At 67.6% G+C, this 23,413-nt stretch carries 25 protein-coding genes; 14 read left to right on the top strand and 11 right to left on the bottom strand.

What is annotated here, in order from left to right; translation table 11 throughout:
- The 3 genes from ACPYOD_RS08955 to coaE form a co-directional block, all read left to right on the top strand.
- Positions 1-842 (top strand): type II secretion system F family protein (locus ACPYOD_RS08955; RefSeq protein WP_481301390.1); only part of this gene is annotated, 842 nt, incomplete at its 5' end.
- Positions 843-921: 79 nt separating this feature from the next.
- On the top strand, positions 922-1,791 hold the full coding sequence (locus ACPYOD_RS08950) for a prepilin peptidase (protein WP_481301389.1): 870 nt from the start codon (positions 922-924) through the stop codon (positions 1,789-1,791).
- Positions 1,788-2,393: a dephospho-CoA kinase gene (gene coaE / locus ACPYOD_RS08945; RefSeq protein WP_481301388.1), complete on the top strand. Its 606-nt coding sequence runs from the start codon at positions 1,788-1,790 to the stop codon at positions 2,391-2,393. The genes ACPYOD_RS08950 and coaE overlap by 4 nt, the downstream gene beginning before the upstream one ends.
- Positions 2,394-2,498: 105 nt before the next feature.
- On the opposite strand, the gene ACPYOD_RS08940 is transcribed toward coaE, so the two are convergent.
- On the bottom strand, positions 2,499-3,749 hold the full coding sequence (locus ACPYOD_RS08940; RefSeq protein ID WP_481301387.1) for a putative bifunctional diguanylate cyclase/phosphodiesterase: 1,251 nt from the start codon (positions 3,747-3,749) through the stop codon (positions 2,499-2,501).
- Positions 3,746-4,993 (bottom strand): HD-GYP domain-containing protein, encoded by a 1,248-nt coding sequence (locus tag ACPYOD_RS08935; RefSeq protein WP_481301386.1) that lies wholly within the window; start codon positions 4,991-4,993, stop codon positions 3,746-3,748. The genes ACPYOD_RS08940 and ACPYOD_RS08935 overlap by 4 nt, the downstream gene beginning before the upstream one ends.
- Positions 4,994-5,168: 175 nt before the next feature.
- Between ACPYOD_RS08935 and msrA the strand changes: the two genes are divergently transcribed.
- Positions 5,169-5,843, top strand: a complete 675-nt coding sequence (gene msrA, locus ACPYOD_RS08930; RefSeq protein ID WP_481301385.1) for a peptide-methionine (S)-S-oxide reductase MsrA — start codon at positions 5,169-5,171, stop codon at positions 5,841-5,843.
- Positions 5,844-5,941: 98 nt separating this feature from the next.
- Here msrA and hutU read toward each other — a convergent pair whose 3' ends face one another.
- Positions 5,942-7,615 carry a urocanate hydratase gene (gene hutU / locus ACPYOD_RS08925; RefSeq protein ID WP_481301384.1) on the bottom strand — a complete coding sequence of 558 codons (1,674 nt, stop codon included), beginning with the start codon at positions 7,613-7,615 and terminating at the stop codon, positions 5,942-5,944.
- A gap of 141 nt (positions 7,616-7,756) precedes the next feature.
- Positions 7,757-8,167, bottom strand: coding sequence for a hypothetical protein (locus tag ACPYOD_RS08920; protein ID WP_481301383.1), 411 nt, complete (start codon positions 8,165-8,167; stop codon positions 7,757-7,759).
- 53 nt (positions 8,168-8,220) lie between these two features.
- On the opposite strand from ACPYOD_RS08920, the gene ACPYOD_RS08915 reads away from it, so the two are divergent.
- The 5 genes from ACPYOD_RS08915 (at position 8,221) to ACPYOD_RS08895 (ending at position 12,816) form a co-directional block, all read left to right on the top strand.
- Positions 8,221-9,489 carry an alkaline phosphatase family protein gene (locus ACPYOD_RS08915; protein WP_481301382.1) on the top strand — a complete coding sequence of 423 codons (1,269 nt, stop codon included), beginning with the start codon at positions 8,221-8,223 and terminating at the stop codon, positions 9,487-9,489.
- 10 nt (positions 9,490-9,499) lie between these two features.
- Positions 9,500-9,892 carry a putative signal transducing protein gene (locus tag ACPYOD_RS08910; protein WP_481301381.1) on the top strand — a complete coding sequence of 131 codons (393 nt, stop codon included), beginning with the start codon at positions 9,500-9,502 and terminating at the stop codon, positions 9,890-9,892.
- The gene (locus tag ACPYOD_RS08905; protein ID WP_481301380.1) at positions 9,893-10,516 is read left to right on the top strand and encodes a biliverdin-producing heme oxygenase; all 624 of its coding nucleotides are present in this window, start codon (positions 9,893-9,895) and stop codon (positions 10,514-10,516) included.
- Positions 10,509-12,017 carry a GAF domain-containing protein gene (locus ACPYOD_RS08900; protein WP_481301379.1) on the top strand — a complete coding sequence of 503 codons (1,509 nt, stop codon included), beginning with the start codon at positions 10,509-10,511 and terminating at the stop codon, positions 12,015-12,017. Before ACPYOD_RS08905 ends, ACPYOD_RS08900 begins: the two co-directional genes overlap by 8 nt.
- Before the next feature lie 97 nt (positions 12,018-12,114).
- Positions 12,115-12,816: an arginyltransferase gene (locus tag ACPYOD_RS08895; RefSeq protein ID WP_481301378.1), complete on the top strand. Its 702-nt coding sequence runs from the start codon at positions 12,115-12,117 to the stop codon at positions 12,814-12,816.
- Here ACPYOD_RS08895 and ACPYOD_RS08890 read toward each other — a convergent pair.
- The 3 genes from ACPYOD_RS08890 to pdxH are packed head-to-tail and all read right to left on the bottom strand — an operon-like array spanning position 12,813 to position 14,666.
- The gene (locus tag ACPYOD_RS08890) at positions 12,813-13,619 is read right to left on the bottom strand and encodes a cobalamin-binding protein (RefSeq protein WP_481301377.1); all 807 of its coding nucleotides are present in this window, start codon (positions 13,617-13,619) and stop codon (positions 12,813-12,815) included. The genes ACPYOD_RS08895 and ACPYOD_RS08890 overlap by 4 nt on opposite strands.
- 8 nt (positions 13,620-13,627) lie before the next feature.
- Positions 13,628-14,068 (bottom strand): secondary thiamine-phosphate synthase enzyme YjbQ, encoded by a 441-nt coding sequence (locus ACPYOD_RS08885; RefSeq protein ID WP_481301376.1) that lies wholly within the window; start codon positions 14,066-14,068, stop codon positions 13,628-13,630.
- A 10-nt stretch (positions 14,069-14,078) separates the two neighbouring features.
- Entirely contained in the window at positions 14,079-14,666 is a 588-nt protein-coding gene (gene pdxH, locus ACPYOD_RS08880) for a pyridoxamine 5'-phosphate oxidase (RefSeq protein WP_481301375.1), read from the bottom strand.
- Between the two features lie 24 nt (positions 14,667-14,690).
- Between pdxH and ACPYOD_RS08875 the strand changes: the two genes are divergently transcribed.
- Positions 14,691-15,563, top strand: coding sequence for a kinase (locus ACPYOD_RS08875; RefSeq protein WP_481301374.1), 873 nt, complete (start codon positions 14,691-14,693; stop codon positions 15,561-15,563).
- A gap of 17 nt (positions 15,564-15,580) precedes the next feature.
- On the opposite strand, the gene ACPYOD_RS08870 is transcribed toward ACPYOD_RS08875, so the two are convergent.
- Positions 15,581-16,405: an SDR family oxidoreductase gene (locus ACPYOD_RS08870; protein WP_481301373.1), complete on the bottom strand. Its 825-nt coding sequence runs from the start codon at positions 16,403-16,405 to the stop codon at positions 15,581-15,583.
- Positions 16,406-16,472: 67 nt separating this feature from the next.
- Between ACPYOD_RS08870 and ACPYOD_RS08865 the strand changes: the two genes are divergently transcribed.
- The 4 genes from ACPYOD_RS08865 (at position 16,473) to hemE (ending at position 19,537) form a co-directional block, all read left to right on the top strand.
- Positions 16,473-17,003: a shikimate kinase gene (locus ACPYOD_RS08865; RefSeq protein ID WP_481301372.1), complete on the top strand. Its 531-nt coding sequence runs from the start codon at positions 16,473-16,475 to the stop codon at positions 17,001-17,003.
- Complete coding sequence (aroB, locus tag ACPYOD_RS08860; RefSeq protein ID WP_481301371.1) at positions 17,003-18,079, top strand: 3-dehydroquinate synthase; 1,077 nt, start codon at positions 17,003-17,005, stop codon at positions 18,077-18,079. The genes ACPYOD_RS08865 and aroB overlap by 1 nt, the downstream gene beginning before the upstream one ends.
- 134 nt (positions 18,080-18,213) lie before the next feature.
- Positions 18,214-18,477, top strand: a complete 264-nt coding sequence (locus ACPYOD_RS08855) for a WGR domain-containing protein (RefSeq protein WP_167022376.1) — start codon at positions 18,214-18,216, stop codon at positions 18,475-18,477.
- Entirely contained in the window at positions 18,467-19,537 is a 1,071-nt protein-coding gene (gene hemE / locus ACPYOD_RS08850) for a uroporphyrinogen decarboxylase (protein ID WP_481301370.1), read from the top strand. Before ACPYOD_RS08855 ends, hemE begins: the two co-directional genes overlap by 11 nt.
- Positions 19,538-19,631: 94 nt before the next feature.
- Here the strand turns inward: hemE and ACPYOD_RS08845 are convergent, their stop codons facing one another.
- The 3 genes from ACPYOD_RS08845 to ACPYOD_RS08835 form a co-directional block, all read right to left on the bottom strand.
- A complete protein-coding gene (locus tag ACPYOD_RS08845) occupies positions 19,632-20,144 on the bottom strand; it encodes a tetratricopeptide repeat protein (protein ID WP_481301369.1) in 513 nt (170 codons plus the stop codon).
- A 3-nt stretch (positions 20,145-20,147) separates the two neighbouring features.
- The gene (gene mrcB / locus ACPYOD_RS08840; RefSeq protein ID WP_481301368.1) at positions 20,148-22,481 is read right to left on the bottom strand and encodes a penicillin-binding protein 1B; all 2,334 of its coding nucleotides are present in this window, start codon (positions 22,479-22,481) and stop codon (positions 20,148-20,150) included.
- A gap of 96 nt (positions 22,482-22,577) precedes the next feature.
- Positions 22,578-23,411, bottom strand: coding sequence for an SDR family oxidoreductase (locus ACPYOD_RS08835; protein ID WP_481301367.1), 834 nt, complete (start codon positions 23,409-23,411; stop codon positions 22,578-22,580).
- Positions 23,412-23,413: the final 2 nt, after the last annotated feature.

Here is a 23,413-nt window from a genome sequence, read left to right as displayed (position 1 = left end):
CGGTGCAGTTCGACGAGCTCTATCGCAACCTCGTGCACGCGGGCGAGTCGGCGGGTGTGCTCGACACGGTCCTCGATACCGTCGCGACCTACAAGGAGCGCATGGAGAGCATCAAATCGAAGATCAAGAAGGCGCTCTTCTATCCCATCATGGTGCTGGTGGTGGCGCTCCTGGTCTCGATGATCCTGCTGCTGTTCGTCGTGCCGGTGTTCCAGCAGACCTTCGCCGAGGCGAAGGCGGAGCTGCCCGCGCCCACACAGTTCGTCGTGGCCGCGTCGAAGTTCATGCAGTCGTACTGGTGGGCCGTGATCGGCAGCATCGTCGGCTCGGTGTTCCTGCTCATCTTCTTCAAGAAGCGCTCCACGAAGTTCGCCCATTTCCTCGACCGCTTCTCCCTACGCATCCCGGTCATCGGCGACTTGCTGCACAAGTCGGCCATCGCCCGCTTCGCCCGTACCCTCGGCGTCACCTTCCACGCCGGCGTGCCGCTCGTGGAGGCGCTCGACGCGGTATCCGGTGCCACGGGAAGCGTGGTCTACGGCGACGCCGTGAAGCAGATGCGCGACGACATCGCAGTCGGCCACCAGTTGCAGCTGTCCATGCGCCAGACCAACCTCTTCCCGAACATGGTGGTGCAGATGACCGCCATCGGCGAAGAGTCGGGCTCCCTCGACCACATGCTGTTCAAGGTGGCGGAGTTCTACGAGGAAGAGGTGAACACGGCGGTGGACACGCTCAGCAGCCTGCTCGAACCCTTCATCATGGTCATCCTCGGCGTCCTCGTCGGCGGCATGGTCATCTCCCTCTACCTGCCCATCTTCAAGCTGGCCGGCACGGTCTGATCCACGCCGCCGCAAGCAAGGCACAATAAGAACCCTTCGCCTTCGCGGGCGAAGGGTTTTTCTTGACCACGGACCGTCCATGCCCGAACTGCCGCTCGCCCTCTGGATCGCCTTCGCCGCCGTCTTCGGCATGCTCGTGGGCAGTTTCCTCAACGTAGTCATCCTGCGCACGCCCCCGCGCATGCAGTGGGAGTGGCGCCGGCAGGCACGCGAGGTACTGGAACTGGAGCCGGTGGATGAACCGAAGCCGCCTGGCGTAGCGCTGGAAGCGTCGCACTGTCCGCAGTGCAAGCATCGCCTGGCCGCCCACGACAATATCCCTGTCCTCGGCTGGCTGTTCCTGCGCGGACGGTGCCGGTACTGCGGCACGAAGATCTCGGCCCAGTATCCGCTGGTGGAACTGTTCACGGGCGTGGCGAGCGCCCTGGTCGTCTGGCACTTCGGACCCACGCCGGCTGCGCTCGCAGGGCTGGTCTTCACGTTCTTCCTCATCGCCCTTTCCGGCATCGACACGCGCACGCAGCTGCTGCCGGACGAGCTCAACTACCCCCTCCTCTGGATCGGCCTGGGCCTGTCGCTGATCCCGGCGTGGCAGCCGCTGCCCGTGGCGCCCTCGTCGGCCATCCTTGCGGCGCTCATCGGTTACCTCAGCCTGTGGAGCGTCTACTGGCTGTTCAAGCTGCTTACCGGCAAGGAAGGCATGGGCTACGGTGATTTCAAGCTGCTGGCCGCCCTCGGCGCCTGGATGGGGCCTGTTTCCCTCCTGCCGGTCATCATGCTGTCGTCCCTCATCGGCGCATTGGTGGGCGGCGGCCTCATGCTTTTCCGGAACCACCAGCGTGATGTGCCGATTCCTTTCGGTCCATATATCGCCGCAGCCGGTTGGGTATGGTTCCTGGCCGGCGACCGGCTGTTGGCGGCCTACGTGCGGTTCACCGGATTGCAATGAGCTTCGTCGTCGCGCTCACGGGTGGCATCGCGTCGGGCAAGAGCGCCGTGGAGCGGCGCTTCGAGGCCCTGGGCATCCATGCCTACGATGCCGACGTAGCGGCCCGCGCCGTCGTCGAGCCCGGCTCGGAGGCGCTGGCGGAAGTGGCCCGCACTTTCGGTCCCGATGCCCTGGACGGCGAAGGCCGGCTGGATCGCGCGGCCATGCGCAAGCGCGTGTTCGAGGATCCGTCAGCCCGTGCCACGCTCGAAGGCATCCTCCATCCGCGCATCCGCACCTGGCTGCGCAACGCCGTCGAAGCCGACGCTGGCCCCTACTGCATCCTGTCGATTCCCCTGCTGGCGGAGAACCGCGCGCATTACGCGTGGGTGGACCGCGTGCTGGTGGTGGATGCCCCGGAGGCCGTGCGCATCGAACGCCTGACGTGGCGCGACGGCATCGACACGGCCCTGGCGGCAAAGATGATCGCAGCCCAGACCTCGCGGGAACACCGCTTGTCCATGGCCGACGATGTGATCGTCAATGATGGCGACGAGGCGGCCCTGGACGAGGCGGTGCGGGCCCTGGACAAGCGCTACCGGGGGCTGGCCGGCAGCAGGTAGCCCGCTCGATCTGTAGGAGCCGCCATGGCGACGAGGCACGCTTGCGAGATATCGCGAGGTTCCCTCGCCGCCATGGCGGCTCCTACGGGGGACAGGCCCAGCCGGTTAGATCAGCGCCGCCGCCGCAATGCGTTCGGACACGAAGTCCTCGGCTTTCATCGGCTCGGCGATGTGGTAGCCCTGGACGAGGTCGCAGTCCATCTCCACCAGGCGCAGGAGCGTCGCCTCGTTCTCCACGCCTTCCGCGACAGCCTCCATGCCGAGGCGATGGGCCACGTCGATCATCGCCTGCACCAGCAGCTCCGTGCGGCTGTCGGTGTTCATGGCATCGACAAAGCTGCGATCGATCTTCAATTCCGTCGCGGGGAAATGGCGCAGGTACGCGAACGAGGCATAGCCGGTGCCGAAGTCGTCGATCGCTACGCGCACACCGCGATCGCGCAGATGGCGCAGCACACGCACGCTCATGTCCAGGTCGGTCAGCAGCGCGGTTTCGGTGATCTCCACGATCACCGCCGTGGGCGGCACGCCCCAGATCTCCATGGCGCCCAGCATCTGCTCGGCGAACCCCGACTCGGCAAAAACGCGCGGCGACAGGTTGATGGCGACGTCCAATGGGCATCCGCCGCGATGCAGCGCGGCCGCGTGGCGCAGGGACGCGTTGAGGCTCCAGCGCGTCAGCGGCACGATGAGGTCGCTGCGTTCGGCGAACTGGATGAAGTCGGCGGGCGCCACGTGAACCTGGGCGGTGGTGGTCCAGCGCGAAAGCGATTCCACGCGCACCACCTCGCCGGATCGCAGGTCGCGCAGCGGCTGGAAAGCCACATGCAGGCGGTTCGCCTCGATGTCTTCGCGCAACTCCCCGTAGAGGATTTCCACCGGCGTGGCGTCGGGCTGGTAAAGCGCGAACGACTCGCCCACGCGCAAGGCTTCGTCGTGCGCGAGTTCCGCGCGGCGATAGAGCAGCTCCGCCGAGGTGCCGTGCTCGGGATGCACTGCCACGCCCACGATGGGACGGCCGTGCCAGGGCCGGTCGCCCCGCAGCAGGGGCGCGTCGAAGGCACCGACGATACGAGTGGCGGCCAGCAGCGCATGCGTGCGGTTGCGAACCGACGGCAGCACGACCACGAAGGTGTCGTCGCCGGCGACGAAGACGGTATCGAAGTGGCGCACGGCTTCCACCAGGCGCTCCCGCGCCGCGAGCATGATCCGGTTGCCGAACTCGTATCCGAAGCGCAGCTGCGCCTCGCGCATGCCCTGCAACCGCACGACCAGCACGGCACGCCAGCCGGAATCCGGGACGACCCGGTCTAGGATGATCTGCACCGCTGGCAGGATGTCGGCACGTTCGCTCACTGAATGAAAAACTCCCTGGGATCGATGCCATGACTGCCTGCCGGCAGGGTGCGCAGGATTTCGCGGCGGACGGGGTCCGCCTGGTTCATCAAGTCAACGATGAGGAAATCCTCGCGCGGCCCCTTATCCGCACGCGTCAGAACGGCCACCCGCGGCTGCAGGCGCCGGGCATGATTCTGCACCATCACGACGGCGACTTCACCCGTATTGAGTTCGACGAGCGATCCGGTGGGGTATACACCCAGGCACGCCTGGAACTGTTCGACCAGTTCTCCCTGGAAGGCGCCTTCGCGTCCGGCGTACAGCTGGCGCAGGGCCACATGCTGCGACACCGCCGGCCGGTAGGGCCGGGGCGACGACATGGCGTGGTAGGTGTCGATGATGGCCGCCATGCGCCCGGGCAGGGGAATCTCGGTGCCCAACAGGCCGGCGGGATAGCCACTGCCATCGAAGCGCTCGTGATGGGTGAGGACCATGTCGCGCACCTCGTTGTCGGTCACGCCGGAGTGATCGAGGATGGCCACACCCTCGTCCACATGCTGGCGCGCCAGCGTCCACTCGTCGTCGTTGAGGGGGCCCGCGCGGGAGAGCAGTTCCTCGGGAATCCGCGCCTTGCCCACGTCCATCAACAGCCCTCCCGCGGCAAGGCTGACGATGGCGTCGCTGGCGAAGCCCATGTGCCGGCCGAACGCGGCGGCCAGCGTGCTGCAGCCCACGGCGTGCTGGTAGGTGTAGCTGTCGCGACGGCGGAGGCTCTCGATCCACACGAAGGCGTCGCTGCTGCGGAGCACGCTCGCGACGAGCGGACGCACCGCTTCTTCCACCGCGCTCGGCTCGATGCTCCGGCCGTGCTGGACGTCGTCCACGAGCCGCTCGGCAAAGCGTGCCACGCTGTCGAACGCTTCCTGGGCCAAGGGCACCTCGTCCTCGAAACGGACGGTGTCCCGGTAGACGTGGCGGGACGCGAGCCGCGGGTTCGTTGCCGGGCGGGCCGGTGCCGGACGCACGGGTGCCGCCACGTGCGCCGGGCGTAGGGCCGGGCGCTCGGGGGTCACCTGGCGGTGCAGGTCCACGAACACGTACTTGCAGAACCTGGCGAGCCTGTCGATGTCGTCCTGGCTCGTGATCGCCACGCCCTGCAGCGGGAACGTGGTATCCGACCACTCGCAATCGAGTCGACTCACGTACATGCCGACCGCCAGGTCGGCAACGAACACGCGTCTCTCTACCAGGTCGTAAGCCACAGTCCCCTCTCCACCGCACCTGCCCATCCGATGGGATATCGGCGCCGCCAACCGGACCTTTAGCAGTGGGGCGCCGCAAACGTGAAGGCCAGCCTCCCCTACCGGCCCGTTGGCCTGTCAGGAAAATCCGGAACGGCCGGTCTGATCTGGCAGGCCCACTCCCAGGAGCTTCCCCATGCGCCTTCGCCTGCTTCCCTCCCTGTTCCTTGCTCTCACCGCCTGCTCCGCCGCTTCCGCCGGCGAGGAGGGCGTGAAGGTGCCCGTACCGGTCGTCGACGCCCGGCCGGCCAGCACCGGCGACGCGACGGCCGTCTTCGCCGGGGGCTGCTTCTGGGGCGTCCAGGGTGTGTTCCAGCACGTGCGGGGCGTGAAGAGCGTGCGCTCGGGCTACTCGGGCGGCGACGCCGCGCATGCGAACTACGACGACGTGAGCGACGGGGACACTGGCCACGCGGAATCCGTGCGGGTGGTCTACGACCCCGCCCAGGTCACCTACGGCCAGCTTCTGCAGGTGTTCTTCTCGGTAGCGCAGGACCCCACGCTGCTGAACCGGCAGGGGCCGGACGTCGGCACGCAATACCGGTCCGCGATCTTCTACGCCGACCCGGAGCAGAAGAAGGTGGCCGAGGCCTACGTGGCCCAGCTCAAGGCCGCCCACGCCTTCCCGGCGCCGATCGTCACCGAGGTCACGCCGCTGAAGGCGTTCTATCCGGCCGAGGGCTACCACCAGGACTACATGCGCCTGAACCCGGACTCCATGTACATCGCCGTCAACGACCGGCCGAAGGTGCTGGCGTTGCAGCGCCTTTATCCGGAGCGCTACGTGGCTTCATGGGCCAACGGGCGGTGAAAGACTGAATCTGTGGGAGCCGGCTTCGCCGGCGATCCCGCGGCAGCGGCAAGCATGTCTCAAGCCCCATCGCCGCTGAAGCGGCTCCCACAATATGTTCAGCCGAGCATCGGCAGGTCGAGGCCCTGCTCCTTCGCGCAGGCGATGGCTTCCGGATAGCCCGCGTCGGCGTGACGCATCACGCCGGTGCCGGGGTCGTTCCACAACACCCGTGCGATGCGCTTGTCCGCAGCTTCGGTACCGTCGCACACGATCACCACGCCGCTGTGTTGGCTGTAGCCCATGCCGACGCCGCCGCCATGGTGCAGGCTGACCCAGGTGGCGCCACCTGCCACGTTGAGCATGGCGTTCAGCAGCGGCCAGTCGCTCACGGCGTCGCTGCCGTCGCGCATGGCCTCCGTCTCGCGATTGGGGCTCGCCACGGAGCCGGAATCGAGGTGGTCGCGGCCGATCACCACCGGCGCCTTCAGTTCACCGTTGCGAACCATCTCGTTGAACGCCAGGCCAAGGCGGTGGCGCTGTCCCAGTCCGACCCAGCAGATACGGGCCGGCAGGCCCTGGAAACTGATGCGCTCGCGGGCCATGTCCAGCCAGCGGTGCAGGTGCGGATCGTCGGGGATCAACTCCTTCACCTTGGCGTCGGTCTTGTAGATGTCTTCCGGGTCGCCTGACAGCGCCACCCAGCGGAATGGGCCAACACCACGGCAGAAGAGCGGCCGCACGAAGGCGGGGACGAAGCCAGGGAAGGCGAACGCCTCGGCCAGCCCCTCGTCCTTGGCCATCTGGCGGATGTTGTTGCCGTAGTCGAAGGTGGGAACGCCCATCGCGTGGAACGCGAGCATGGCTTCCACATGCCGGCGCATGGAGGCCTTGGCCGCGCGGGCGGTTCCCGCGGGGTCGGACTTACGGCGCTCGAACCATTCCTCCACCGTCCAACCCGACGGGAGATAACCGTTCACGGGGTCGTGCGCGCTGGTCTGGTCCGTCACCGCGTCGGGACGGACGCCGCGACGCACGAGTTCCGGAAGGATGTCCGCGGCATTGCCCAACAGCGCCACCGACACGGCGCGCCCTTCCTTACCATATCTCTCGAGGCGCGCCAGGGCGTCGTCGAGGTCGGCCGCCTGCTCGTCCACGTAGCGCGTCTTCAGACGGAAATCGATGCGGCTCTGCTGGCATTCGATCGTCAGCGACGATGCGCCGGCCAGGCTGGCCGCCAGGGGTTGTGCGCCGCCCATGCCGCCGAGTCCGGCCGTGAGGATCCAGCGCCCGGCAAGGCTGCCGCCGTAGTGCTGCCGCCCCATTTCCACGAAGGTTTCGTACGTGCCCTGCACGATGCCCTGCGAACCGATGTAGATCCACGAACCCGCCGTCATCTGGCCGTACATCATCAGGCCCTTGCGATCGAGTTCGTTGAAGTGCTCCCAGTTCGCCCACGCCGGCACGAGGTTCGAATTGGCGATGAGCACGCGCGGCGCGTCGGGATGCGACGGGAAAACGCCCACCGGCTTGCCCGATTGCACGAGCAACGTCTGGTCGTCGCGCAGTTCCCGCAGGCTGCGAAGAATGGCGTCGAAGCATTCCCAATTGCGCGCCGCGCGGCCGATGCCACCGTAAACCACCAGTTCCGCCGGGTTCTCGGCCACCTCGGGGTCGAGGTTGTTCTGCAGCATGCGGAACGGCGCTTCCGTCAGCCAGCTACGGCACGTAAGTTCGCTGCCGCGCGGTGCGCGAACGGTCCGGGTGGTGTCGATGCGCGTGACAGCGGTCATCGGGGAACTCCGTCGATCCAGGGAATCCCCGATTATGGTCCCGGCCTGCGACCCGTCGCCAGTGTGGGGCGCATCGGTGCAGGCTTCGGCAAACTCGTTCGCGCGCGAGCGCGCTTCCCACAGGTAACCCCCGATCCTTGGCTAGTGGGAAGCGGTGCCGGACCGGGCGGGCGCGTTGCGCGTCGTTTCCGGTTGCGGCAGGGTCTGGTAGCGCCGGGCCGCGGCGTCCTGGCGGGCGCGGTACAGCTGTTGCTGGCTGCGGTCCGCCGCATCGAGCTGGTCGCGCAGGGCGGGATCGGAGGCGTTGGTACGCTGGCGGTCGAGGTTGCCCTGGCGCAGCTGCTCGCGCAACGCGTTCTGGTTCTGCCGGTCCTGCAATTGCTGCCGGTCGACCTGACGCTGCCACTGCTGGCTCGGGCTGGGCGTGGTGATGACGATGGGCTTCGGGCGCGGCGGCGGCGCGGGCTTCGCGGGCTGGCTCTGGGCCAGGGCCAGGACGGGCAGCGAAGCGGCCAGAAAGACCAGCAGGAATTTACGTGATGAATTGGTCATGGGACTCGTCCATCATGGAAGGGTTGTCTGCCCAAGAGCCTACGTCTTTTCCCATGAACACCATGTTGTCGCGCTGGAGCGCGCTACTCACGCTCCTCGTGCTGTTCCTGTGCGGCTGCGCCGCGCAGCCGCCGTCTTCGCCCGCTCGCCATGCCGTGCTGCTCGTCTCGATCGACGCGTTCCGGGCCGATTACATCGACCGCGGCCTCACGCCGAATCTCGTGGCCCTGGTCCGCGACGGTGCCAGCGCGCCGTACATGCTGCCGTCGTTCCCGTCATTGACCTTCCCCAACCACTACACGCTGGTGACCGGCCTGGTGCCCGACCACCACGGCATCGTCAACAACACGATGTGGGACAGGAAGCTGGACACCTTCAGCCTCGCGAACCGCGACGCCACGAGCGACGGCCGCTGGTGGTCGGAAGCCGAACCGATCTGGGTCACGGCCCAGAAGCACGGCCTGCGCACCGCCACGATGTTCTGGCCGGGCACGGAAGCGGAAATTCACGGAATGAGGCCGGACCACTGGATCCCCTTCGACGACTCGCTGACGGCGCGGCAACGCGTCGACAAGCTGATGTCGTGGATCGACGAACCGGGCACGAAGCCCGCGTTCGACACGCTCTACTTCGACGATGTCGACCACGCAGGTCACGAGTTCGGACCCGACTCGGCGCAGGTGAACGACGCTCTGCGCACGGTCGACGACGCACTGGGCTACCTCGTTGCGGAACTGCGCCGCCGGGGGTTGTACGACACCACTAACCTGGTCGTCGTGTCCGACCACGGCATGGCCGACGTGCCCCGCGGCAACATCGTGTTCGCCGACGAGGAAACCGATCTGGCGTCGCTGGACGCGGTGTCCTATGGCGTCATGGCCACGTTCAATGCGAAGCAGGGCGTGGACGCGTCGCACGCGGTGGCGCGCCTGCTCGGCCCGCATGCGCACATGCGGTGCTATCGCAAGGAAGACCTTCCGGCCCGCCTGGATTACGGCACGAACCCGCGCGTACCCGCTTATCTCTGCCTTGCCGAGACGGGGTGGGCCATCACCAGCCACGAGGTGCTGGCAAAACGGAAGGACCCCATGTCTCGCGGCGAGCACGGCTACGACAACCTCGATCCCAGCATGCGCGCCCTGTTCGTCGCGCACGGTCCGGACATCGCGAGCGGGGTCCGCATCGCACCGTTCCCGAACGTGGACATCTATCCGCTCCTTGCCCACCTGCTGGGCCTGCAGCCATTGCCGAACGACGGCCATCTGGACGACGTGAAGGGTGCGTTGCGCGTGCCGGCCACCGGGACGGGCCGATTCCCGTAGAATCGGCGGCATGCGCCAGATCTATACCTCGCCCCGCCAGGACAACATCGACCGGATCGTCGCCTTGCTCACCGAGCACGGCATCGAGACGACGGTCACCAACCGCTCGAGCTGGAATCGGCCCACGTACCAGCGCTTCAGCTATTCGGAGCGCAGCAACGACCGCGATTCGTGGCCGCAGGTATGGGTGAAGAGCGCCGACGATTTCCCGAGGGCGCGAGGGCTGTTGAAAGACATCGGCATCGAGCCGGCCGTGCGCTTCCAGGAAGAACTGCGCCTGCATCGGCAGCCGGACTACCGGCCCCCGGCACAGCGCACCGCCTCCCGCGTGCGCCTGATGGCGCTCGCCATCGTCGCCGGCGTCATGCTGGTGGTCGTGCTCAAGGCCACCCAGGTGCTCTGAGTGGAGGGCGCCTGCGCGTTCGGCCCGATCGCCCATGTCGCCCTCCGCGAATCCACGCGTGCCGCGCACGATGCGGCCGAGGCCTCGCCGCTCATGGCGCGGTTGCTGGCCGGAGAGTTGGACGAAAACGGATACCGCGGGCTTCTGGCGGCGCAGTGGCGTCTGCTGAGCGCGTGGGAAGCCGAGCGCACCGGCGACATCGAAGCACTTCGCGTCCGGCACGGATGGCCATACGCCTCCCGCGCGGAAGCACTGGCATGCGACCTCGCGGCGATGGGAGTCTCACCCGCGACGAAACCACACCCCGACGCGTCCATGGCTCGCGAGCGCGGGCTGGATAGCGGCGACGTGCTGGCACCCGAGGCCTGGGGGCAGTTGTACGTGATCGAGGGTTCCGCGCTGGGCGGGCGCTTCATCGTAAAGCTGCTTCGCCGTAAGTTTCCCGCCCTGCCCCACCGGTTCTACGGTGTGGGAGAGCAAGCCACCGGGCCCTGGCGACGCTTCCAGTCGTTGCTTGACCGCGCACTGGCCGAACCGTCCGCGATCCAGGCAGCCATCGAGGGCGCGCGGCGCATGTTCGCACGTTACCAACAGACGCTACAGGACGATGCCGCGCATGTCTGAGCTTCCCGACCTCACGCTCTGCGATCGCGAGCCGATCCACATTCCAGGTTCCGTCCAGCCGCACGGCGTGCTGCTCGTGGTCGATGCCGCCACGAAGACGATCCTCCAGGCCAGTGAAAACATCGGCGAGGTCACCGGCGTCGATGTGGAAGCGGCGCTCGACGCGCCCCTGCACGAAGTGGTGGAACTTCCGACCGGTCTCCTCGGCGACGAGCGGCCGGCCCATAGCGCATGGGTACCCGTCGTCCTTCCGCAAGCGCGCCATGCCGGCACCTGGTACGCAGCGGTACACGCGTACGACACGCGCTGGATGATCGAGATCGAACGGCGCGACCTTCATTTCGACGAAGATCCGGCGAAGGTGGCGCGCGAACTAGCGCGGCTCATGGAAAGCGATGCCAGTGCGGAACGGGCCAGCGCCCGCACCGCACACACCATCCGCAACCTGCTGGGTTACGACCGCGTCATGGTCTATCGCTTCGACCGCGACTGGCATGGCGAGATCCTCGGCGAGGCGCGCCGTGGCGATCTGGAGGCGTATCTCGGCCTGCACTATCCCTCCACCGATATTCCCGCCCAGGCCCGGGCCCTGTACCTGCGCAACCGCGTGCGGCAGATCAGCGACTGCAAGTACGTGCCGGCCCGCATCCTGCCCGCCTACGATCCGGAGACCGCCACGGCCACCGACCTCAGTGACGTTTCGCTGCGCAGCGTGTCGCCCGTGCACCTGGAGTACCTGGGCAACATGGGCGTCACGGGCACGCTGGTGGCTTCCATCATCGTCGGCGGCAAGCTGTGGGGCCTGATCTCCTGCCATCACTACAGCCCGTTCTTCGCCGACCATCGGATGCGCGAGGTTGCCGTCGCCATCGCGGGCACGTTCGCGGCGCGCGTGGCCGCCATCGAGGAACTGGCGGAAATCGAACTGGAAAGCACCTTGCTCACCGTGCGCGAGAAGCTGATCACGGCGTTCGACGAGAGCCACCACATCGATCCCGACCTGCTCGCGCGCGTGGCTCCGGAACTGTTGGACGTGGTCGACGCCGACGGCATTGCCATTTTTGCGGACGGGCGCATCGTGCGCCATGGCGAACTGCCTGGGGAACAGGTGCTGCGCCGCATTCTTGAGACGGCCGAAGCCACGCAGGCAACATCCGCCGATATCGTGCACACGGATGACATCGGCGCGTGGTCCGGGGCGCTGGCCGACCCCGCCGTCACCCAACTCGCCGCCGGGTTCGTCTACTTGCCGCTTCCTTTCGCGCATGGCGACGCCGTGCTGTGGACCCGTTCCGAACAGGTGCGCCAGGTGCGCTGGGGTGGCAATCCGTCCCTCGCGAAACTAGAGGTCATTCCCGGGGCACGGCTGTCGCCGCGGCAAAGTTTCGAGACATGGCAGGAAACGGTGCGTGGGCGCTCGCGCCCGTGGTCGCGCCAGCACCTCGAGTCGGCAAGCGCGGTGCGCGAGCTGATCCGGAAGTCTGGCCGCACCACTGGCTGAACGCGTGCACCTTGCCCCAAGCGTTGCGGCCCATGGCGAGAAGCGCCGTCCACATCGCGGTGACGCCGCGCCCGCAAGCACGCTATAACATCGGGGCATGACCGACCGCGTCCGCCTGTTCCAGACCTTGCCGCATACATGCGGCTACTTCGCCGAACGGACGGCGCAGAACCTCGTGGTGGACCCGGGTGCACCGCACCTCGACAGGCTGTACGGTCCCGCGCTGGCGAAAGGGTTTCGTCGTGCCGGAGGGCACCTGTACCTGCCGCAATGCAACGCGTGCCAGGCATGCGTGCCCTGCCGCATCGACGTGGCGGCGTTTTCGCCCGATCGCGGGCAGCGGCGCTGCCTGAAACGCAACGCCGACATCGCGGTGAGTGAAGAGGCGCCGGGCTTCACCCGCGAACGCCACGCGCTCTACCAGCGCTACCTGCACGCCAGGCACAGCGGTGGAGGCATGGATGCAGCGGACGCGGAAGATTTCCGGCGCTTCCTCACGGCACCGTGGAGCCCGACCCTGTTCCTGGAATTCCGCGCAGAAGGACGGCTGTTGGGCGTCGCCGTCACCGACGTCGCCCTGGCGGGACTTTCAGCCGTCTATACGTTCTTCGACCCCGAAGAGGAAGCGCGCAGCCTCGGCACGTTCGGCATCCTGCAACAGGTGGAGCTGGCACGGCGACGCGGCATCCCGTATGTGTACCTCGGCTTCTGGATCGCAGGGCATCCGAAAATGGACTACAAGCGGCGATTCAAGCCGCTGGAAATCCGCAGGCACGGCCGCTGGATCCCGATGCCCTAGCGTTCCGGGCCCTGTGCCCAGCGCGCGATCACCGCGTGCAGCGCATCAATGCCGTCGAACAGCGCCGCGGGGCCCGGCTGGAGAATGATCGGCGACTTGATCTCGTGCAATTCGCCGGCGCGCACGGCAGGTACCTCGGCCCAGCCCGGGCGCGCGGCGACATGTTCGGGCCGGAAGCGCTTGCCGCACCAGGAGCCGAAGATGATGTCCGGCGACCGACGTACGACTTCCAATGGGTCGGCAAGGATTCGCTGCTTCGCCAGCGGTTCCTCGAGCAGTTCCGGGAAAACGTCGTCGCCCCCGGCGATGCGTACCAGTTCGCCCACCCAGCGAATACCCGTGATGAGCGGATCGTCCCATTCCTCGAAGTAGACTTTCGGGCGGCGCGGCAACGCCGCCGCCTGCGACGCGATGCGCGCAAGGTTTTCCTCCGCGCGGCACGCCAGTGCTTCGGCCTTCGCCGTCGCCCCCACCATCGCCCCGAGGCGGCGAATGTACGCGACGATGCCGTCCACGCTGCGGTGGTTGCTTATCCATACCTCCACGCCGGCACGGATGAGTTCCTGCGCGATGTCGGCTTGCAGGTCCGAAAAGCCGATGGCGAGGTCGGGCTTCAGGTCGAGGATCTGCCCGATCTTCGCGCTGGTGAACGCGGAGACCTTGGGTTTCTCCTTGCGCGCCCGCGGCGGCCGCACGGTGAAACCGGAAATGCCGACGATGCGGTGTTCCTCGCCGATGGCATAAAGGACTTCGGTGGGTTCTTCGGTGAGGCAGACGATACGCTGCGGATAGGCGTCGGACATCGAGGGTTCTAGTGGCCTGATACGGTGACGGTGATCTTGCGCTGGTGTGCCTCGTGGCGGTGCTCGTAGAGGAACACGCCCTGCCATGTGCCGAGCAGCGGCTTGCCGCCGTGCACCGGCAGCGACAGCGACACGCCGGTCAGCACCGCGCGCACGTGCGCGGGCATGTCGTCCGGGCCTTCGTCGCGATGGCGGAACAGCGGATCGCCATCGGGAACGAGGCGCGCGAAGAAGCGTTCCAAGTCTGCCACGACGGTCGGATCGGCGTTCTCACCGATGAGGAGCGAGGCGCTCGTGTGCTGCACGAAGATGTGCGCGATGCCGGTACCGACGCCACTCGCGGCGATGGCCTCGGCGATGCGGTCGGTCACCTCGCTGAGCGACCGGCCCCGCGTGTGCACCGTGAACGTGGTCTGCGCGATGTGCTGTACAGGCTGGGCTCGGCTCACGGCGGACTCCTTACGGATAAAGCAGGCTACTGGTCCAGCTCGTACCGTCCGCGGCGTGCACGATGCGTTCGTGCAGGCGGAAGGTGGCGCCGTACCAGAACTCCACACGGTCCGGCTCCACGAGGTATCCGCCCCAGTGGTCGGGTCTCGGGACGTCGCGGCCGGCGAACTCCTTCTCGTAGTGCGCCACACGGTCTTCGAAGGTTTGCCGGTCGGGCAGTTCCTGACTCTGCTTCGACGCCCAGGCGCCGATCTGGCTGCCACGGGGCCGGGTCGCGAAATAGGCGTCCGATTCGGCGGCGTCCGTCTTCGTGGCACGGCCTTCGAATCGCACCTGGATACCCTCGCGGATCTGCTTCCAGTGGAAGCACAACGCTACCTGGGCATGCTGCGCGATCTCGTTCGCCTTGGCGCTTTCATAATTGGTGAAGAAGCGCAGGCCGTGCTCGTCGATGGCCTTGAGCAGCACGATGCGCGAGTGCACCCTGCCGCCGGCGTCGACGGTGGACAGGTTCATCGCGGTGGGCTCGGGGTCGCCGCTGCCCTTGGCTTCGTCGAGCAGGCCACGGAAGGTGTCGATGATGGGGGGAGTGAGCATGACGAGGGGACTATGCTGTCGGCCATGGAATCCACCGATGCTAGCACGCTGGCTGCCCTCGTCCTCGACCGTTTCCAGGCGGCCATCGACCACGCCGACCGGCCCTTCGTATTGGGCGTCTCGGGATTGCAGGGCAGCGGCAAGAGCACGCTCGCGGCCGGCCTCGTCGATGCCGCGCGCAAGCGTGGCTGGAATGCGGTGTCGCTGTCGCTGGACGACGTGTATCTGACCCGTGCCGAGCGTGAGGCACTGGCTCTGGAAGTCCACCCGCTGCTGCGCACCCGCGGCGTTCCCGGCACGCACGACCTCGCCCTGCTCACATCGACGCTCGATGCGCTCGGCAAGGCCTCGGCTGAGAAGCCCGTATGCGTTCCTCGTTTCGACAAGGGGCGGGACGACCGCTGTGAACCGGCCCTTTGGCCGGCGATCGCCGAATCGCCGAACCTCGTGGTGTTCGAAGGATGGTGCCTCGGCGTCGAGCCGGCGGAGGATGCGGCGACGCTGGTCGCGCCGGTCAACTCCCTGGAGCGCGACGAAGATCCCGATGGGCGTTGGCGGCGATGGGTCGATGCGCGCTTCGCCGGGTACCTGCCCGTGTGGGAACGCATCGATGCGCTGGTACTGCTGCGAGCGCCATCATGGGAGATCGTGGCGACATGGCGCGCGGAAGCCGAAGCGCCACTGCGGGAACGTGGCGAACCGGGCGCGATGGATGGCCCGGCGCTGTCGCGATTCCTCCAGCACTACGAGCGCATCAGCCGGCGTGCGCTGGAGACGCTCGAAGCAAAGGCCGATCTTGTCATCTGGCTTGATGAGCACCGGCACATCTGTGGGAGCCGCTTCAGCGGCGATGCGGGCTGGCGGCAAGGTTGCCCGCTGCCGCGGGATCGCCGCTGAAGCGGCTCCCACAGGATCTAGGTCAGGGAAGCATAGCCGTCGCGGGAGTCCGGCCACGCGCAGCGAAAACCTGCCGCGCGAAGGCGCGCGTTGGAGAGGCGCTTGTTTCCCACGCCGGCCGGGCCGGGGCCGTCGGGAGGCCACGGCACGCCGAGCAGCCCGGCGAGATGATCGTAGAGATCGTCGATCGGTAGCGGCGTGTCGTCGACGCCGATGTAGACGCGTTCGGGCGTTGCCATGTCGAGGAGGAAAACCAGGGCCGCCGCCGCGTCGTCGACATGAATGCGGTTGGCGTAAACGCCGCGCCCGCGCGGCACGGCCACTTTCCCTTCGCGCAGGCGTTCGAACAGTTGCGTGCGGCCCGGACCGTAAAGGCCGGCAAGCCGCAGGGACACGCCGCCCACCTGTCGGGCGGCGAGCCAGCGCTCCGCCTCCAGCAGTACGCGGCCGTTGAAGCCCGGTGGATCGGGAACGGTGTCCTCGTCGACCCAGGCGCCGCCATGCTCGCCGTAGACGGCCGACGACGAAACGAACAGCGTCCGCTTCGGAGCGGCCGGCAGTGCATCCAGAAGGTGGCGCAACCCATCGATGAACACGGCCCGATAGGCGGCTTCGTCGCGGGCATCGGGGGTCGGCGAGAACACCACCGCATCCACCGGGGGCAATCCGGACAACGTCTCCGGCCGGGTCAGGTCGCCGCGCAGCCATTCGATGCCGTCGCCACCGGGCGCCTCGCCGCGGCGGAGAGCGAAGACCTTCCGGCCATCCGCCACGAGCCGGCGCGCCAGCCGCGTGCCCACGTCGCCGGCGCCCGCGATCAGTACGGTACGGGGTCCTGCCATCGCGGCGGTGCTTCCTGGGGTCATGGTGTCTGCGACATTCGATGGGAGTACCCCTATCATGGGAGCGATGAATCCTTCGCCCAACCTCTTCCTCATCGGCCCGACGGGCGCCGGCAAGACCTCGATCGGACAGCGCCTCGCGGCGCACTACGGACTGCCCTTCGTCGATCTCGACGTGGAAATCGAAGCGCGCCGCGGCACGACGATCGCCGAACTGTTCGCGAACGAAGGCGAGGCGGCCTTTCGCGCACTGGAGTGCGCGCATCTGGACGAGTTTAGCCTTCGCAACGGCATCGTGCTCGCCACCGGTGCGGGCGCCGTGCTCGATCCGGCGAATCGCGAGACGCTCATGTCGCGCGGCACGGTACTCATGCTTGGCGTGGATGTCGACGAGCAGTTGGACCGGCTCCGGCACGACACGGTGCGTCCGATGATCGCGGTTGGCGACCGCCGCGGCCGCCTCGAAACGCTGGCCGAACACCGCAACCACCTGTACGAGGAAGTTGCGGACCTGATCTTCCGTGGACGCCATGAAAGCGTCGACGAAGCAGCGCCCCGCGTCATCGCCCTCCTCGACCGCCACTGGAAACGCGCCTGATGGAAACCCTGCACGTCGATCTCGCCGGTCGCAGTTATCCGATCTGGATCGGCCCGGGCTTGCTCGCAGATCGCGCACGCTGGCGTGCCCTCATCCGCGGACGGCATGTGCTGGTCGTGAGCAACACCACCGTCGCACCGCTCCACCTCCATCGCGTCACGGAAAGCCTCGAAGGCCTGCACTGGTCGTCGTTCCTGCTCGACGACGGCGAAACGCACAAGACCTTCGCGAACGTGGGCCGCGTGCTGGAAGCCCTGGGCGAACTGGGTGCCACGCGCGACGCCTGCGTCATCGCGCTCGGGGGTGGCGTGGTCGGCGACCTCGCCGGATTCGCCGCGGCGTGCTGGATGCGCGGCATCGATTTCATACAGATGCCGACGACGCTGCTGGCCATGGTGGATTCCTCGGTAGGCGGCAAGACGGGTGTGAACCTGCCGGTAGGCAAGAACCTGGCCGGCGCGTTCCACCAGCCGCGCGCCGTGGTCGCCGACATCGACCTGCTGCGCACGTTGCCGCAGCGGGAATACCGCGCGGGCATGGCGGAGGTCGTGAAGGGCGCGGCCATCGGCGATCCTGCCTTCTTCGCCTGGCTCGAAACCAACGCCGACGCACTCGCCGCACGCGAAACCGGCCCGCTGATCGAAGCGATCGCACGCAAGTGCGCGTACAAGGCGGGCGTGGTGTCGCGCGACGAAACCGAACAGGGTGAGCGCGCCTTGCTCAACCTCGGCCACACCTTCGGCCATGCCATCGAAACCGCGGGCAACTACAGCGACCTGCTGCATGGCGAAGCCGTGGCCGTGGGCATGGTACTGGCCGCACGGCTCTCGGAGAGCCTGGGCATGTCCGGCGGCGAAGACACCGCGCGACTGGTCGCCCTGCTCGGGCGGTTGGGCCTTCCCACCGAAACCTCGCGCCAGTACCCGGCCAGCCGCCTGCTCGAACTGATGCGGCTCGACAAGAAGAACAGCGCGGGCACGCTGCGCCTCATCCTCTGGCGTGGCATCGGCAAGGCCGAGATCGTGTCCGGCGTTCCCGAAGAAGAAATACTTGCCGTCTTGCTCCCGCGCGGATGACTGATTCCTGTGGGAGCCGCTTCAGCGGCGATCCCGCGGCAGCGGGCAACCGTGCCGCGAGCACCCATCGCCGCTGAAGCGGCTCCCACAAAAAGCACTACAATGATCGGCCCTGCGCCTGTCACGGATCGCTGATGCGGATCTACCTGCAAACCATGCCCGAAGCGGGGGCGGAGTCGCCCCGGTACGTGCAGATCACGCTCGAGCAGGACCTGCTCGGCGGCTGGACCTTGTATCGCGAAAGCGGCGTGCAGGGCGGCAAGGCCATGCTCAAGCGCGAGGTCTTCGTCGACCGCGATGCCGCGCTGGCCGCGTTCACCAAGGCGCGCGACGCCCAGATCAAGAAAGGCTTCAAAGTGATGTTCAGCCAGGGACAGGAGTCGGCGCATGGCCGCTGAACTCCGCAACGACCGCTTCCTTCGTGCGCTCCGCCGCGAATCCACCGACACCACGCCCATCTGGGTGATGCGCCAGGCCGGGCGCTACCTGCCGGAATACCGCGCCACGCGGGCCCGCGCGGGCAGCTTCATGGGGCTGGCCACGAACCCCGAATTCGCCTGCGAAGTCACGCTGCAGCCGCTGGAACGGTTCGAACTCGATGCCGCCATCCTGTTCTCCGACATCCTCACCATTCCTGACGCGATGGGGCTCGGCCTGTCCTTCGCGCAGGGCGAAGGTCCGCGCTTCGCGCGCCCGCTGCGCGACGCCACCGCCATCGAGGCGCTCGCGATGCCCGACATGGACGGCGAGCTGCGCTACGTGATGGACGCCGTACGCCTGATCCGCCGGGAACTGGACGGCCGCGTCCCGTTGATCGGATTCTCCGGCAGTCCGTGGACACTCGCCTGCTACATGGTGGAAGGTGAAGGTTCGCGCGACTTCGCGCGAGTGAAGGCCCTGGCGTGGGACCAGCCCGCCCTCGCGCACCGCCTGCTGGATACGATCGCCCGCGCTGTCTCCGCTTATCTCATCGCACAAGCCCATGCGGGCGCGCAGGCGCTCATGGTCTTCGACACCTGGGGCGGCCTGCTCGGGCCGGGACCGTTCCGCGAATTCTCCCTGCGCTACATGGCCCAGGTGGTCGAGGCGCTGAAGGCCGACGCGGCGAGCCGCGACCTGCCGGTCATCCTGTTTTCGAAAGGCGCCGGCGGACAGCTGGAAGCCCTGGCCGATACCGGCTGCGCCGGCCTGGGCGTGGACTGGACGCTGGACATCGGCGAAGCCCGCCGCCGCGTGGGCGACCGCGTGGCGTTGCAGGGTAACCTCGATCCGGCGGTGCTCCGGGCGTCACCGGAGATCGTGGCGCGCGAGGCGCGCGCCGTGCTCGATGCCTACGGCAACCATCCGGGGCACGTGTTCAACCTGGGCCACGGCATCACGCCGGAAGTGGACCCGGAGAACGTGAAGGTGCTGGTCGACACCGTGCATGCGCACGGTCGGACGATCAGACGAGGCTGACTTTTGTGGGAGCCGCTTCAGCGGCGATAGCCAGGATGCCGGCACCCCATCGCCGGCATAGCCGGCTCCCACATTCAAGCGCGTACCGATCCAATCAGAAGCGGTTGGGCCCCGCGATATGGCACTTCGCCAGTTCGCCGCGCGCGGCGTTCGCGCCGTTGGCGTCGCCGGCCTGGAGACGCATCTCCACGACCGTCTGCCAGTTGCGGGCGCACAGGCTGCCCGACTTGGGGCCCATGTCGAACGACTGCTTCGAGAGCTTCTCCGCGAGCGGGTAATCCTGCCGGCGAATGGCGATCTCGGCGCGGTCCTGGATGAGCTCCGGCGCCTCGGGCGCCAGCTTCAGCGCCTGCATCAGCTTGGCGTCCGCCTCGTCGTACTTGCCGGCACGTTCGTCCGCCTGCGCGGCCTGCTCCAGGCCCTTCACGCCCGGATCGCGCAGCGGCGCGACCTCGATGGCGGATTTCTCCCTTTCGCCCGCGGCGCGGACCTGGGCGACGATGTCGTACGTGGGTTTGCTGGGGCGGGTGGCTTGCGGCGGGGCGGGCTGGCTGCAGGCGGCAACGAGCGTGACGGCGGCGATGGCACAAAGACGAAGGCGATGCATGGGTCAATCCGTAGGATTACTGGGTACCGGGGACGCCGGCACGGCAGGCTCGGCGTCGCCGCCGAACATACCCTTGAATCGCTGCCAGAAACAGCCCTCCTCCGCTTCCGGGACGTAGCCCGATATGAACGGGAACTGCCGGGCGCCTTCACAGGAGGGATCGGTGCGCTTGCCGGTCTGCGGATTCACATAGGCCATTTCGAGGCCGTCGCCCAGCGTGGTGGGCAGCGGACGGGTCGGCATCTTGCGGAACAGTTCCTGCCACACGCGCATGCTGCCGGTCGCGCCGTAGAGGCCCGTGGGCTTGTTGTCGTCGCGGCCCATCCAGACGACGGCGAGACGGTCGCCCGTGAAGCCCGCGAACCAGCTGTCGCGCTGGCTGTCGCTGGTGCCGGTCTTGCCGGCCGCATGCAGCCACGACAGCCCGGAGTTCCCGACGGCCGCGGCGGTGCCGCTGTTCACTACCTGCTGCATGGCCCACGTGATGAGCCGCGCCGCCGTCTGGTATTCGCCTTCACCGCCCTTCACCTCGTAACGCTTGATCGCCTGGCCCTTGGCGTCCATGACGCCACGCACCGCCACCAGGGGCAGCGCGTGGCCGTCGGCGGCGATGTACTCGTACAGCTGCGCCACTTGCAGCGGCGAAAGGTCAATCGCGCCGAGCAGCAGCGAAGGACTCGGGTTCACGTCCTCGAGACCGAAGGATTCGAGGAAACCCTTGATGCGCGGGACGCCCACCTGCAGGCCCAGGTTCACCGTGGCGAGGTTCCACGAATGCACCAGCGCATCGAGCATCGGCACCTGGCCATGGATCTGGCGATCGTCGTTCTGCGGGGTCCAGGGCTTGCCGTCGGGCTGGCGCATGTTGATCGGCGAGTCGTCCACGATGGACGCCAGCGACCAGCGCGAGGGCTGTGCGAGGGCCACCAGGTACACCAACGGCTTCACCAGCGAGCCGATGGACCGGCGCGCGTCGAGGGCGCGGTTGAAGCCCTGGTCGCCCGGATCGCGCGAGCCGACCACGGCCAGCACGCTTCCGTTCGTGGTGTCGGTGACCACGGCCGCCGCCTGGGAGGCTGCGCCGCGCTTGCCCAGCGCCTTGGTGGTGCTGAGGATCGCCTGCTCGGTATACAGTTGGGCCGCCGGGTCGAGCGTGGTGAAGATCGACAGGCTGCCGTCGCGCAGCGCCGCTTCGTCGAAGTCGGCGGTGATCTGCGAGCGGACGAGCTGCATGAACGCGGGGAAGCGGTTGTGCGGCAGTTGCGCGTTCGATGCGATGCCCAACGGCGTGGCCTGGGCCGCCTTCGTCTGCGCGTCGTCGAGAAGACCGGTGTCGTGGAACTGCTGCAGGACGAGGTTGCGGCGTGCCAGCGCCCGCTCCGGATAGCGGCGCGGATCGTAATAGCTCGGGCCCTTCACCAGGCCGATGAGCAGCGCGATTTCCTGCGGACGCAGGTCTTCGAGGCGCCGGCCGAAGAAGAACTCACCGCCCGCCGCGAACCCATGCACGGCCTGGTTGCCCTGCTGGCCGAGGAACACCTCGTTGACGTAGGCCTCGAGGATGCGCCCCTTCGAGTAGTGCGCTTCCATGAGCAGGGAGAGGATGGCCTCGTTCACCTTGCGCAGCATGTTCTGGCTGCGGTCGAGGAAGAGGTTGCGCACCAGCTGCTGGGTGAGCGTGGACCCGCCCTGCACCGTATGGCCGGCGCGCAGGTTCGCGAACGACGCGCGCAGGATGGCGGAGAAATCGAGGCCGATATGGCTCTTGAAATCCCGGTCTTCGACGGCCTGCAGGCCCTGCACGAGCAACGGGGGCACGTTCTCCAGGCGCACGATGCGCCGCTCTTCCTGCTGCGCGCCGTAAAGCGTGGCGATGCGTGCGGGATCGAGGTGGATCGCCTTGATGGGTTTCTCGTTCGTATCGTCCACGACCGATGCCACCTGGCCGCCCGACAGGGCGACGCGGATACGGTGCGGCAGTTCACCGCCGTCCGGACCCGCATAGCCGTGGGACGCGATGAGGAAGCGCGACCCGTTCTTCGAGTAACTGCCCTGGATCTTGCCGCCACCTTCGGTGGTATAGCCCGCGAAGGTCAGTTCCAGCTCCAGCGCCGCCGGCGTCATGGGCAGTCCCTGGGCCAGCGCCAGCGGCCGTGCATAAACGCGCGTGGGTACGGCGAATACCAGGTCGTTGAAGCGGTTCTGCAGACGCGCGTTGAGCACCAGCGTATACGGAAGCAGGAAGCCGAAGACGAGCCCCATCAGCAGCCAGAAAGGAACGCGCAGCCAGGGCCAGCTGGCGCGCAGGAAGGAGCCGAGACGATTCAGGAAAGCCAACGCGGGGAGTCCAGGCAAAGATGACGTGCGGGGATGATAGGGGCACTTTCCCGGCATCCATCTGAACGGATGCTGGCAGGGAGGTGGCGGCGGCGTTCAGCGGCGCGGGCGCCAGGTGTCCGGAGAGGGTCGGAAGGGCCGCGGATGAACGCCCAGGACGCGTTCCAGCTCGCCATTGTCGGCGATCAGGTCGTCATCGAGCCTGTCGACCGGCCCCCGGAGACTTGGCATGGCAAGGGCCGCCAGGCGCAGCGCGAAACGCGGAACCGGCATGGGCACGGCCATGCCGCCGGCGCTGCGCCGGGCGCGTCGGAACATTTCCGTTGCCCTCATGCGGTCACCCCCGCCGATCGGGAACGTCTTGCCGCGGGCAAACGGCGACGCGAGCGCGGCGACGATGGCTGCCGCGATGTCGTCGGCATGCACCGGCTGTCGCAGGCCACGACCCGCCGGCACGGGGAACACGCGGCGGCGCAAGGCCGCCTGCACTATCGGAGTCAGGCTCTTGTCCACGCCGGCCCCGTAGATCAGGGTCGGCCTGAACAGCGTCCAGGGCATGCCGCGCGAGGCGCAGGTAGCGATCAGGGTCGTTTCCGCATCGCGCAGACGGCGCGAAAGCTCACGCTCCGCCGGCACGTGCGAGTCGCGCTTCGTCTCCGCACTCATCGACGAGGTGGCGACAAGGTGCGGCGTTCCCACGAGGCGCGTCGCCGACAGCCAGGGCGCCAGGTGATCGAGCGGGCCGAGGCTGACCACGGCGCGCAGTGGCGGCAGATCGGGCATGGCGTCGGGAAGACCACCGCGAATCCAGCGCGGGTCGCCGTCCGTCGCCTGGCGGGTGAGCGCCAGCACATCGAAGCCGGCTTCGGTCAGGCGGGGAAGCAGGAACTGTCCGATCTGCCCTGACGCCCCGATCACCAGTACCGTCATGC

The sequence above is a fragment of the Luteibacter sp. HAY1-4A genome (genome assembly GCF_056755355.1).
This window is presented reverse-complemented; position numbering and strand designations above follow the sequence as displayed.